General features: G+C 64.7%; 7 protein-coding genes. 1 reads left to right on the top strand and 6 read right to left on the bottom strand.

Annotation, left to right across the window (positions count from 1 at the left end; genetic code table 11):
• Positions 1 to 21: 21 nt before the first annotated feature.
• The 6 genes from FYJ28_RS07555 to FYJ28_RS07530 form a co-directional block, all read right to left on the bottom strand.
• Entirely contained in the window at positions 22 to 822 is an 801-nt protein-coding gene (locus FYJ28_RS07555; RefSeq protein WP_154578883.1) for a WecB/TagA/CpsF family glycosyltransferase, read from the bottom strand.
• A gap of 21 nt (positions 823 to 843) precedes the next feature.
• Positions 844 to 1299 carry an adenylyltransferase/cytidyltransferase family protein gene (locus tag FYJ28_RS07550; protein ID WP_154578882.1) on the bottom strand — a complete coding sequence of 152 codons (456 nt, stop codon included), beginning with the start codon at positions 1297 to 1299 and terminating at the stop codon, positions 844 to 846.
• Positions 1299 to 2891 carry a sugar transferase gene (locus tag FYJ28_RS07545; protein ID WP_154578881.1) on the bottom strand — a complete coding sequence of 531 codons (1593 nt, stop codon included), beginning with the start codon at positions 2889 to 2891 and terminating at the stop codon, positions 1299 to 1301. The genes FYJ28_RS07550 and FYJ28_RS07545 overlap by 1 nt, the downstream gene beginning before the upstream one ends.
• A 461-nt stretch (positions 2892 to 3352) precedes the next feature.
• Positions 3353 to 6082 carry a LuxR C-terminal-related transcriptional regulator gene (locus tag FYJ28_RS07540; RefSeq protein ID WP_154578880.1) on the bottom strand — a complete coding sequence of 910 codons (2730 nt, stop codon included), beginning with the start codon at positions 6080 to 6082 and terminating at the stop codon, positions 3353 to 3355.
• Positions 6082 to 8781 carry a LuxR C-terminal-related transcriptional regulator gene (locus tag FYJ28_RS07535; protein WP_326831585.1) on the bottom strand — a complete coding sequence of 900 codons (2700 nt, stop codon included), beginning with the start codon at positions 8779 to 8781 and terminating at the stop codon, positions 6082 to 6084. The genes FYJ28_RS07540 and FYJ28_RS07535 overlap by 1 nt, the downstream gene beginning before the upstream one ends.
• Before the next feature lie 267 nt (positions 8782 to 9048).
• A complete protein-coding gene (locus FYJ28_RS07530; protein ID WP_154578878.1) occupies positions 9049 to 11784 on the bottom strand; it encodes a helix-turn-helix transcriptional regulator in 2736 nt (911 codons plus the stop codon).
• Positions 11785 to 12015: 231 nt separating this feature from the next.
• Between FYJ28_RS07530 and FYJ28_RS07525 the strand changes: the two genes are divergently transcribed.
• On the top strand, positions 12016 to 12633 hold the full coding sequence (locus tag FYJ28_RS07525; protein WP_154578877.1) for an acyltransferase: 618 nt from the start codon (positions 12016 to 12018) through the stop codon (positions 12631 to 12633).
• The last annotated feature ends 108 nt before the right edge of the window (positions 12634 to 12741 follow it).

Here is a 12741-nt window from a genome sequence, read left to right as displayed (position 1 = left end):
GACCAGGCCATCCCTGCCGCGTCATTGTGGTGGAACCAACCGTGGCTTTTGTTTCAGCAAAGCGAAAACGAATCCGGGGATAGTGGAGAGATACCGGCGCCAGAGTCGCCTGGGTTCTTTACTGAACCTGAACAGCCATTCAAGACCGTACTTGCGCATCCAGCCGGGAGCACGCGGGATGTTCCCGGCGTGCATGTCGAAAGCGGCTCCAACACCGATCAGCAGGGGCGCATTGAGCGAGTCACGGTGCTCCGCCATCCAGTATTCCTGTTTGGGGGCGCCAAGCCCGACCCACACGATGTCCGGGCCCGCTGCGTTGATCTCATCGACCAGGGCGGCGTCTTCCTCCTTTGACAACGTTCGGAAGGGAGGTGAAACCATGCCGGTGATATCCACGCCGGGGACCATCCGTTCAAGGTTGGCCCGCAGCGCTGCAACAACTTCAGGCCGCCCGCCTACAAAGTGGCTCTTCCATCCATGTTCCAGTCCCGCGGCCAGGAGAGCCGGGAGGAGGTCCGGGCCGCAGACACGCCCCATGTTCGCCGCACCGGCGCGTCTGCCTGCCCAGACCAGCGGCATGCCGTCCGGCGTCGTCAAGACTGCACGCGAGAAGACTTCCCTTAGCTGTGGGTCCCTGCTCGCTCGCATCAGGGAATGAACGTCGCTGACACATACGTAACCCCGCCTGCGGTCCCGGATATGGGATCCCAGAACCTCGAGTGCCCGGTCCATGTCCACGGCGCTGACGTCGACGCCGGCGATGCGTACCCCGCCGTGGGTTTGCGCAGGTTCTGTTCCCTGCGCTCGGATGCTGCCCCCCATAACAGTCCTCAACTTCCTTGTTTAGTGCCGCATTGGTGCAGCAGTATTTTGGGCAGGCGCTCCGGCCAGAACATTAAGAGCCCCGCGCAGCGCGGTGCTCGACGTGTGCACGGTGTAAGGGAAGTAGACGACTTCCACGCCCACCTCGGCGAATTCAGCTTCAATTCGTTTGCCCTTGGCCGTGCCCCTCCAGTCGTCGCCCTTGAAAAAGACGTCGAACCGGACCTGCCGCCAGATCTCGAGCCTGTCCCGTGAGGTCTCTGCGACGGCACGGTCCACATAACTGATGTGACTGACTATTTCCAGCCGCTCGGCCAGCGGAACCACGGGCAAACGGCCTTTCGTCGCCAGGCACACATCGTCCGCAACCACGCCTGCGACCAGAACATCACAGTGTTTCTTCGCCTGGCGCAGGATATTCAAATGGCCAACATGAAACAGGTCAAAGGCACCGGCTGCATATCCAACAACACTCATCAGTAAGCCCCCTCAGGACTGACCATCACTTTGAAGGTGCGCCACATGATGATCAGATCCCCCGTTAACGACCAGTTCTCGACGTAAAACAAATCCAGGCGAATTGACTCGTCCCAGGGAAGGTTGGAGCGGCCGTTGATCTGCCACAGACCAGTCAGTCCCGGCTTGATCAGGAGCCTTCGGTGTGTGGAGCCTTCGTAGCCCTTTACTTCAGAGGGCAGCGGCGGCCTGGGCCCGACCAAGGACATATCGCCCTTAAGGACGTTCCAAAGCTGGGGCAGTTCATCGAGCGAAAACTTGCGCATCCACCGGCCACAACCCGTCACCCGGGGATCGTTCTTCACTTTAAAAAGCACACCTGCGCCTTGATTGAGGTTCTTCAAAGCCGGCAACTTCTGCTCTGCATCAATGACCATGGACCGGAACTTGAGCATCTGGAAGGTCTGGCCGCGCCGCCCGACGCGCTGTTGCCTGAAGATCACGGGGCCCTCGCTGTCCAGCCGCACGATGAGGGAGAGCATCCCCAGCACCGGTGCCAGCACCACCAGCGCCGCGAAGGCCAGGACGATGTCGAGACAGCGTTTGAGAACGTGTTTCGCCCCGCTGTACTGGGGCAGCTCCACATGCATAAGCGGGAGGCCCTCCACGGGCCGCCAGTGAATGCGCGGACCAGCCACGTTAGTCAGGCTCGAGGCCAAGATCAGCTCTGTGGAGGTGTTTTCAAGCCGCCAGCCCAATTCGCGGATGTAGCGGTTTCCCCCCGGAACCGGTCCTGCCACGATCACGGCATTAGCACGCTCCGCGCGGACGAGGTCCGGGATGGCATCCGGATCTGAAACTACGGGGACTCTGGAAGTCAGCTTGCCCGAGAGCACCGGTCCTGTTTCACCGAGCACCACGGCCCCGGCTACCTGGTAGGTCGCTGCTGCGTGGGCTGAGATCTGTTTGACCACGTACTCCACGTCTTCAGACTCGCCAAAGACCAGGACCCGCGACAGATAGTGGCCCAATTTGCGCTGGGAAGTCAGCCAGCGGCGCCAGAACCATCGGCCCAGAAGCAGTGCGCCCAGCCCCAGCGGAAGGGACACAGCCAGCGCGATGCTGGGGATGTCTCGCTGCATCAGAACCATGAGCAGCGCTACTCCGCCGAACATCCGCAGGCTTCCCGAGGTCACCCTTTTGTATTCATCGGAACCGGTTCCAAGCAGACGTTCCTCACGGGTCCGGTATATGGCCAAGCCGGTGTTCCATGCCAGCAGCAGGAAGAGCAGGAAATCGATGTGCCGGAGAGCCGCGGGATTCGTTGGATTGGCGCCGATGACAAAGAGCGTTACTGCCCATCCCGCGGCAACTGCCGCGACTGTGATGCCAAGGTCGGTGAAAAAGAGGCCGAGGCGGTACCGGCGGCGCCATCTGTCTTCCGGGTTCCGTGCGCGTTTGTGTTGCGGTGCCGCTGTTTCCCAATGTTCGGTGAATACGTTGGGCTCGGCGGGAAGCACGCGGGACGCATAAGATTCCGATTCGATGGAGTGCGTGTGCTGGCGGTTCCTGCGGATCCCCGTTGTCCGCGGCGCCTTGACAGGTGGGCTCATTTCGGAGCACCCGCCAAGGCGAAAGCAGGAGAAGGAGCCGGCGACGGCTGGGGGGAAGTCTGGGTCTCAGCAGACTTCGACGCCGCCGGCTCCGCTTTTGGGGGCCCCAACCAGACGTTACGCATGGTTTGGCCTGCGGTGTTCCTGCTGGAAACGGGACATTCTGCCGCGTTTTTTGTGTTCCCCGGCAGATCACTTGAGGCGGACATTCGAGACCTTCTTCGCACTTCATTCCTGCTGACAAACCTCAGTCAACGCATCCTGGAACGGGGTTGCATCAGTAGCCGGCACTCCAAAAAGGCCGCTCCCCACTCGGGGTGGAGCGAACGGTACCCGGGTCCCGCCCCGTCCCTACTTACTCCGTGAGGTATGCCGCCTCCGAAGCCGGGTCAGCGGCTCGCCAACACGCAGCTGAGGGGACGCAAACACTGCGTCCCCTCAGCAATTTTCGTTTTTTCGTCCTACAGGCTGGCGTGCGCCTTCGGCTCCGCTTCCAGTGCCCGGTAGACCACTTCGAGTTCGGTGCGCTTGCTGATGCCAAGCTTCACGTATATGCGGTAAACATGGCCTTCCACGGTCCGCTGCGAGAGTGTGAACTTCGCAGCGATGTCCTTTGTCCCGGCGCCCTCGAGCAGAAGCTCGACGATTTCGTGCTCACGTTTTGTGAGCCTCACCTGATGGACACTTGGGCTCAGGTAGGACACGGTGACACCGGCGAGCTCCTCCCGCCTGCGCCGGAGCTGCTGGATGAGGGCACGTTGCCTGCGCAGGTTGTTGTGGGCGCCGTAGTACCGGATGGCGTGCCCGATGCACTCGACTGCCAGCAGGTACTTGCGGCGGCGGACGGCTTCATCTGCGGCAAGGACCATGCGTTCGGGGTTATCGGCCGCGACTGCAGCTGCGTACGCGTGCAGTGCCTCTGCTTCTCCCCCTTCAAATCTCTCAGCAAGATCCACAAGGCGCCGCGCCTGCTTCAGGTCCCCGACTGCCAGGGCGAGTTCCAGGATGTCTTTTTCCGCTGCGTACTGCCCAAGGGACCGTGCCTGTTCCGCGAATTCCCTTACCTGCGGGGGCGGTGGATCCTCACTTCCCTGCGGAGCCAATGCGGCCGCGGCAAAAGCCTGCGATGTCAGTTTCAGCGACGGCGGGCCGGCGTACCCCAGGCTACGGAGCTCCCCGGCGAACCGGATGGCCGGCGAGGTGTCCTCCACAACAACTGCTGTATAGCCCGACACCGCCAGGGCATAAGGAAGCAGGCGCTCCGGGTCCCCGGCTCGCAGCGCTTCGATGGCGGGCCTCAATCGTCGCAGCCCCTCGCGGAAACGTCCCTGGTGGATTTCCAGTGCGCCCTCCAGCACCCCCATGCTGCCGCCCATCCTCAGCAGATGGTGAGGTGCCGCTCCCAGCTCGCTGGTGATCAGGGTGCCGAGCTTCTCGAAGTGACCGCCGTGGAGCAGCGCGAACCCATGCCGCACGAGGACGCTGCCCCGGACCCTGCTATGTGCCATCGGCTCCTGATGGAGCTCCCTCTGTGCCTGACCGGCGGCGCGCAGTGCTTCGGAGATGTTCCCGGCTGCAGTCTCAACCTCGCATACGAGGGCATAACCAAGCGCCCTCAGCTCATGCCGGGCTGCGGATGCGGACGCCGGCGCCAGCCCGGTTTCTTCCTCCAAAAGCTCCATTGTGGTAACTGCTGACTCACCCGGAGTCAGCAGGTTTCCGTCAGCAGCCCTCGCCCACAGCGCGAGCACGCTTCGGCCGGCGGCGAGCCATGCGGTCCGGGAAGCATCGGGGCCGGTGCCGGAAAGCTGCGCGTCGCGGGCTGCCCAGTCCTCCGCCAGCGCACGCAACCGCTCTGCGGACAGATCGGAACAGGCTGCCAGTTGGGCAGTGACCAGCACAGCCAGGTCCAGGGTTTCCTGATCGGGTGCGGATTTGACCACCCCTTCCAATCCTGCCCGTGCCTCTGAAAGATTACCCAAAGCCAATTCGGAGGACGCAGCCTCCACTCGGGCCCGGACTGCCATGGGGCCTGGCCGGACGGCAAGTGCCAGCCGCAGCGCCAGCTCTGCATCGCCGTCGGCGTTCGCTGCCCGCGCAGCCTGCAGCAGCACTGAATCGGGAGGAGTTCCTCCGCTGTCAAGCGCCCATCCCGCCTGTCGCGGGTCCTGGACGAGGCGCTCATCGGATGTGCCGCCGGCCAGCTGGCTGCGGATTTCGATGCTGCGCATGGGCGGAACCAGGCTGCGGATGGCGTCGGAATGGAGCCGCTGGGCCATTCGCAGCTGGTCCGGGGTGTCCATAGCCGTGGCCAGATACCCCTCGTCCAGCAGGGACTGGACAGCCGCAGGGCCTGCGATGGCCGCGAGGCTGGAACGGGAGAGAGACCCGGACAGCGCCACAGCTTCCAGAACTGTACGCTCCTGCGCGGACCTGCCCGCGAGCAGCCTTTTGGCCAGGTCCTGAACCGTGGGTTCCAGGACTCCCGGCAGGGACCGCAGATACCAGGAGCCGTTGCGCTGCAGCAGGTCGCCGCGTTTCCGCGCTGCGGCCAGCAGTGCTTTGACATACAGCGGATTGCCCCCGGAGACCTGGGCCAGCACGGCGCTGGACGCACGCAGCACAGGCCCGCCCAATTCCTCTGCGCAGAACCGGTGCACTGCCCCCGGGGAGAGCGGTTCCAGGTCCACCCGTGACAGCAGACCGTCGTGGGCAAGGGACAGCAGCTCCTGGATGTTCTCGCTGCGGCTGCGCGCCAGCACCAGCAAACGGACTTCGCCGGACATGACCAGCTGCACCAGCACATGGCTGGAGGATTCGTCCAAATGGTGGGCGTCGTCGACGACCAGCAATGCCTGGGGATGACCGGACTCCGCACGGGCACGGAAGTACCTGCGGATGTTCCGCAGCACCATCAGGGGTGACCCGAGGTCTTCCGCCAATGCCCGCTCCATGAACGGCGTGAGCGCTCCGTACGGAATGCTGGCCAGCACCGGGCTGCTGTGGACTCGGTAAGGAGTGACGATTCCTTCCAGCCTGCCAAGGACTGCTTCGGCGAGGACACTCTTGCCCATGCCTTCGGGGGCCAGGACAATCGATCCCCGCAGTACCGGATCCAGCAGGTGATTGGCGATGGCTTCAGCTTCGGCCATCCGGAGGAAGAGACCGGTGTTTCGGACCTGGGTTTCCATCACCGCACCCCGCGTACTGCGCCGGACTGGTTTGCGCTGCCGGTCTGGCTTGGTGACAGCAAGCGGGACAGTTCCCTCCGGCTGCCGACGTGCAGCTTGGAGTAAATCTGGTAAAGGTGGCCTTCAACGGTGCGGACAGAGATTGAGAGCTCTGCGGCGATCATCTTGTTACTCGTTCCGGAGGCAGCCTGGCGTGCGATCACCCGTTCGCGTGCCGTCAGCCCGCGCAGGCAGTCTTCCACCTCGGCGTCGTTTTCTGTCTCCCCCGACTGCAGCCGCCGGCTGCGGTGGATGAAGCGGACGGTGGCGCGGTCCCCCGATCCGGCCGCGATTTCCAGGGCCCGCTCTCCGGTTTCCCGTGCGAACAGTTCATGGCCCATGGCCGCCGCAGCGTCGGACGCGAGCAGGAGCTGCTGCGGATCGCAGCCCGCCGCGCCCTTGGCGTAGTCCTCGCACAGCCGGGCGAAGCGTCCCTGCAGAACTGAGGCGGTATCCAGCAGCTGCTGGGCGGCAGCGGTGTCCCCCAGCCGCACGGCACTCAGCAGGCTAAGGACGGCGTAGGCTCCAGCGCCGCGGGCGTCGTCCTTGGCCGCAAGTTCAGCCAGCGCTTCATGGGCGTCTTCCGAGCCCAGGAGATTCCGGGCGAGCACGGTGAAATGGGCTGCAGTGCGCTGCAGTGCCCATGATGGCGTGGCCGGCACCGCGCCGGCGGTACGGAGGTGCTCCTCTGCCCGCTCGTACTGGCCCTGGAGTGCAGCGCAGTACGCTGCCACGGCGCTCACGGTGTGCTGCAGCCCGTCCGGATCAAACACGGCCAGCTGCGTTGCGGCCGGGTGAAGCAAGGCGATGGCTGCGGCCCCGCGGCCTGCGAATGCATGAAGCATCCCTTCGCAGACTTCGCGGAGGGTCCCGCCAAGACTGCCGTCCCCCTCCGTTCCGGCATCCTGGTAGAGGAAGTCTGCGGCAGCATCAAGCGCGCCGGTGACCATTAGGACATGCAGGATCCTCGCCTGGGCGGGCGCGGCCTGGCCCTCGTCCAGATCCGGCTGGTGCACGTCGGTGAGGATTGGCCACAGGGCTGCGGCAAGCTCGTGCGCGTCCGACTGCCGGTCGCTCATGCCCCACGCTACGCAGAGCCAGGAGCCCACCAGGGCACGGAATCCGCGGCCGTTTTCATCGCCGCGGGCATAAATTCCGGAGAGAAAGGAAGCTGCCTCGCTGTACTGACCGTGCTGTGTGAGGCAGCGCGCGCGCTCCAGGACCAGTTCCCGTTCCAGCATTGCCGCCTCACGGTGAGCCAGCCCCTGCGTCCTGAGCTCGGCGAGCATCCGGTCGGCGTCGCCGAACAGCGCAGCGTGCGGATCCGCAGAGCCGGAGGCAACGAATTGCTGCTCGGCGAGCGCGCGGCACCCGGACGCTGCTTCGACCAACAGCAGGCGCACTGAGTCAGGCGATACAGTGCCTGTTTCGTCGAAGGAGCGGTGCCGGAGGATGGCGTCGGCGGCCTGGGCGGCATTGCCCCGACGGAGCTGGGCGCGGGACAGTTCCAGAACCGCCGCGGTGGAGGACAGGTAGTCCGGATCAGCTTCAATGTACTCCTGGGCTGCCTCCGGGTCTCCTGCCGCGTTTGCTGCACGGCCTGCGGAAAGCGCCAGCGGCGCGGACAGCTTGGCTCCCGCGCTTAGCAGCCATTCCGCGGCATGCGACGGCAAGGCAACTGCGGTGTCCGGCACCATGATCTCGAGGAGCTCCCGCCGCCTTCCGGAGTCCAGCTGTCCCCGCAGCGCCGTGCCCAGGGCCGGATCGCCCAGTGAAAGCGCCGGCGCTCCTCTGTGCTGGAGCTGCAGCAGCCCCGCTTCCTGGAGAGCATCCACCTCAAGGCTGTCCAGCCGTTCCAGAACCTGCTCGAGCGGCAGCGCACCGGACAGTGCCAGCAGGTCAAGGAGCTCGCGCTGCCCTGCGGAAAGGCCTGTTAGCCGCACGGCCATTGCGGCATAGAGGCGCGGGAAGGTGCAGTGGCGGGTCTTATCAAGGACCCAGACGCCATCCCTGGGTTTCACCCTTCCGCATTCCCGGTAGTCCTCCGCAACTGCCAGCAGCATGCTCGGGTTGCCGCCGCTGGCGCTGGCCAGTTCCTCTGCCGCTGCCCTGCTGATCGGGCCCCGCAGGTTTGCTTCGAGCAGGTGGGCGCACTCAGAGGGCAGCATGGGCTCCAAATCCAGCCGCGTGAGCAGCCCTTCCCGCCACAGGCCCATGAATTCGGCAGGTGCGGCGCTGAAGTCGCGGAAGGCCGCGAACATGTGAGCGGAGCGGTTGACGACCATTTGGCCAAGTACCATGGCGGAGAATTCGTCGAGTTCCTCGGCGTTGTCCACGGCGAGGATGACCTGGCGGCCGGCAGCGCGTTCCCGGATGAGCTCTGTGAGCCCGCGCAGGATCAGGACGGGGTGGGACGCAGACTCGGGTTCGAGCTCTGACAGCATGAATGTCAGGGCCCCAAAGGGAGTTCGTCCGGCAAAGGCAGATCCCCTGACATTCACCACGTAGGCGGCACCACCGTAGACGGAGAGCACGTGCCGGATCAGTGCGCTCTTGCCGGTTCCGGAATCGCCCACGACCAGGCAGCCCGAAACTGCTGATTCCGGTTTCAGGCAATCTGCCATGGCCTGAATGAGACCGGAGCGCCCGAGAAAGGGCACATCCTGGATTTGCTTTCCAACGGCTTGTTCTTGGATCAGCGGGGCATGCGCCAGAAGTGCATGTGCGCCGGACAAACGATGTTTCTCCACAGTGAGACCTCTTCCTAGCAAGCTATCTTGCCCACGGGGGGGCAGTGCTCAAAAGACTAGGTAGAGCAAATGGCACCTGCCTGAGTAGGAATCACCAGTAATCAGCAGGCGGTACTTGAATTACACGGGTGTAACCGCACCCCGCTACCTGCCCGGATGCCCGGACGGCTGCAGACGCTACTTGTACACCCGGGTGGATTCCGTGGTTCTGGTGGCGCTGTCCCTCCCCGTGCCCGCGATGCCGCTCCCTTCCCCCAGCAGACGGCGGAGTTCAGCCCGTCCTGAGACGTGCAGCTTTTGAAAGATCCGGCCAAGATGCCAGTCAACCGTGCGGGGTGAGAGGTGCAGTGCGCTCCCCAGCCCCGCGCTGCTCGCTCCGGAAGCCGCACGGACGGCCAGGTCCCGCTCAAAGTCGGACAGTGTGTCCATTCGGCTTTGAAGGCTGTTGGCATCGGCGAGCATCCGGTAGCACTCGTTGGCCACCACACGGGCCCGGCGGGACAGCTCACGCTGGTCTGCGGCGTCGGCCGTTTCCTGTGCCGCGAGCGCGGCCTTGTAACCCATTCCGTAGAAACCCCGTGCCAACAGCGCTTCGGCGGCTTCGAAGAGTAACTGGGCAGATTGTTTCCAAAGCCCGGCACCGAGTTTCTGCCAGGTGCCGGCCATAGGTCCGTCTCCGGCGGCAGCCGTCGTTTCAAGCAGCTGCGCCGAGGCTAAGTCCCCGTCCAGGCCCGCAGCCGCCAGATACAGGACGGCCGCGGGAAAGCTGCCGGCGGCCGCTGCGCGTTGACCTTCCCTGGCCAGCTGGCCAGCTGGATCACCGCTCCGGCTCGTGGTGCCGCGGGAAAGGGCAGCAGCCAGCTGGAAATAGCGTGTGCCTACCAGTACGTGGCCTGCCGGGGCGGCCCTGAACTCCGGGACAGAGCCCAAATACTCCCCCATTTTGTCCCATTCCTGGCGCTCTGCGTAGCAGTACGCCATGGCTGCCCGGGCAAGAGGGAGCAGATCCCGGGGGTCGTCCACTTCAAGCTGCCGGAGTGCAGGAATTAAACACTCCAGCGCTGCGTCTGCACGTCCGGTCAGAGCGTGAATAACACCAGCAGGCAGCTCCGACCAGGCACTCAGATGGTGTTCCAGGTAGCGCACCCCGTTGGCCTGGTTCAGCATGGCCAGGGCCTGTCCGGGTTCGGCGCACATCACGTGCGTGCACAGGACGCCGCTCAGGATCTCGGAGCCGGTGGTGAGCGGGAGGGAATGCACCTGGCGCAGTCTCTCCCACAGCTCGGCAGCTTCCTTCTGCGCCTCCCCTGTCCGGCCTTCCAGGGCGAGCAACTGGCACCGGCTGGCCTGCGCACCCAGTACGAGGGCAGTGGGTGCAGTCCAATCCAGGCAGAGGGCAGATAGTTCCTCCGGGGCGGCGGGGGGGTCTGCGTCCAGCACTGCGAGCGCCGCACGCGCGGCGGTAATCAGGTGAAGGGATTGCGTATGCAGTGGTTCAGGCTGGCCCTGAGCAGCGGTCTCTGCCTGCCGAAGAGCATCCTGCGGCGAAACGTAAGGGTGCGGCACCAGGCGGGCCACCTGTGCCAGTTCCAGCAGGGCGGGCACCAGGGTTTCGGGATCCTGGAGTCCTGTCAGGCTGCGCAGTTCAACCTCGGCAGCCGGTGCCTGATAGCACGCCCGCAGCGCCCTGGCCCGTTCAAGTTTCAGCCGGGGGTGGGGCCGGGGGTCCTCGACTGCCGCAGCGATCTTGATTGCGCTCTCGGGCGCGCCTGCCAGGTTCGCCACCGCACACGCACGGGCGGCGAGGTCGGGGTCGACGGGGCCGCCGGCAGCGGCAGCCCATTCGGCAAACGCACGGGCCGGGATGTCTGCCCAGGTATCGAGATCAGGACCGGTGGCAAGAAGCTCCTGCCACAACTCGAAGAAATGTCCCATCGGGACCAGTTCGGCAATCAGCCGCGCGTACAGCGGTTCGCGCATCCATACCGTCCCTTCCCGCTGGGCAACGACGAGGATGCCCTGTTCTTCCAGGTTCTCCACGCTCCGCTCGTCCCCCATGGCCAGCAGCACCTGAAGCTGTATTCCGGGGCACAGGGATACCAGGTCCACGACTCGGCGCTCCGCGTCGTCGATGCGGCGGTACCAGGACGCCATCCAGTCGGCGATCTCCCCCTTGAAAGTCAGCGGCCCTGCAAGCGTCCAAATGCCGCTGCGTTCCTTCAGCCGGCCGGCTGTCATCTGGTCCCTGCACAGCAGGGAGGTGAACAACGGGTTGCCCCTGGTCTGCAGCCAGACCGAGTGGGCTGCGAGGGCGGAGAGACGGCCGCCGGTAAGGTCCTCCATCAGGGCCAGCGAGTCTGCAGGCTCCAGGGGCCCTAAATCGATGCGGCGGATCATGCCTTCAGACCACAGCCGGACCAGCTCATCGCCGCAGCGCAGGAGGTCGGGGGTAGTTGCTACCAGCGCCGCGGCTGACTGCCGTATTAGTTGAACGGTGGCGGTCTGGCTCAGCGGATCCAGTTCGTGGATGTTGTCCACAACCAGCAGCGTCCGCCGTCCCCCTGCCCGCTCCTGCAAATAGGCCTTGAGCGCCCGCAGCACCTGAACGGGATCGTCCAGCGGGGTGTCCGGCAGCTCACTAAGCAGCCAGCCCAGTGCCCCGTACCCGGTGCCGGCGGAGAACCTGCTGCCGCGGATTTGGACCACATGAAAGCCCTGCCGCACTGCACGCGCAGCAGCGTTGGCGAGGGCAGTTTTCCCGATCCCCTCGGGTCCTACGATCACAGAGCCCCCGTTGGTCTCTATGGAGGACACGACGGCCCGCAGTTCCTCGCTGCGGCCAATGAGACGGGTTTGGGAAGTGAAGATATGTCCGGAAGGCGGATAAAGCTGTGGGGGTGGTGCAACGCGCATAGATTCCTGCCTCGAGTTTTGGGGCCCGAAAACAGAGCGTAGGTTTGGCGGCTTGGAAGTCCTACACGTAGTTATTACTGCCTTTTGACCACTTGGTTCCGTGGAATCAGCTTCAATACTGTCTCGACTACCTAGGCATCTCTTATTTGTGCGCTTCCCCTGCGGCCAAGCGGTAGGGTGTGGCAGGCCCGGATGACAAACAGGCTGTCCCCGGCACGAAAGGACACCGGTATGGACAACATCAATGCCACGGCAGACGTCGACGCCAACGCGCAGATCGGAACCGGAACCCTGATCTGGCACCTGGCGCAGGTGCGCGAAGACGCGGTAGTGGGCGCGAACTGCATCATCGGACGCGGCGCGTACATTGGCCCGGGTGTGCGGGTAGGCGACAACTGCAAGATCCAGAACCACGCCCTGGTCTACGAACCGGCGGAGCTGGGCCACGGGGTATTTGTGGGCCCCGCCGTCGTCTTGACCAACGACACTTATCCGCGGGCAGTGAACCCGGACGGGTCGCTGAAGAACGCGGCGGACTGGAACCCGGTGGGTGTTGAAGTAAGTGAGGGTGCTGCCATCGGCGCCCGTGCTGTCTGCATCGCACCCGTCAGGATTGGGGCGTGGGCAACAGTGGCTGCCGGCGCTGTTGTGACCAGGGACGTTCCCGCCTACGCCGTCGTTGCGGGAGTCCCCGCACGCCAGGTGGGCTGGGTCGGCCCGGCAGGGCACCCCCTTGTTCCCGGGTCCTCCGACGGCGAATGGACCTGCCCGCACACCGGGGCGCTTTTCGCGTTCACGACGGCTCTCTGGCACCGGTTTCGGGACATGGTTCGGACGCCGCCGCACTAACCTTCCGGGACTAGCCGACCGGGTTGGGATCCACCCTCCCGCAGGGTCCCGGCCAACCACGGTTCCTACTCGCGTAGCACCTCGCAGAATTACCCTCTGCGAGCTCCG

It is taken from the genome of Arthrobacter sp. BL-252-APC-1A, assembly GCF_009696625.1.
GTDB lineage: Bacteria > Actinomycetota > Actinomycetes > Actinomycetales > Micrococcaceae > Arthrobacter_B.
This window is presented reverse-complemented; position numbering and strand designations above follow the sequence as displayed.

Coding starts and splice junctions, on each gene's coding strand:
- FYJ28_RS07555 (WP_154578883.1), bottom strand. CDS start 822: ATGGGGGGCAGCATCCGAGCGCAGGGAACAGAACCTGCGCAAACCCAC.
- FYJ28_RS07550 (WP_154578882.1), bottom strand. CDS start 1,299: ATGAGTGTTGTTGGATATGCAGCCGGTGCCTTTGACCTGTTTCATGTT.
- FYJ28_RS07545 (WP_154578881.1), bottom strand. CDS start 2,891: ATGAGCCCACCTGTCAAGGCGCCGCGGACAACGGGGATCCGCAGGAAC.
- FYJ28_RS07540 (WP_154578880.1), bottom strand. CDS start 6,082: ATGGAAACCCAGGTCCGAAACACCGGTCTCTTCCTCCGGATGGCCGAA.
- FYJ28_RS07530 (WP_154578878.1), bottom strand. CDS start 11,784: ATGCGCGTTGCACCACCCCCACAGCTTTATCCGCCTTCCGGACATATC.
- FYJ28_RS07525 (WP_154578877.1), top strand. CDS start 12,016: ATGGACAACATCAATGCCACGGCAGACGTCGACGCCAACGCGCAGATC.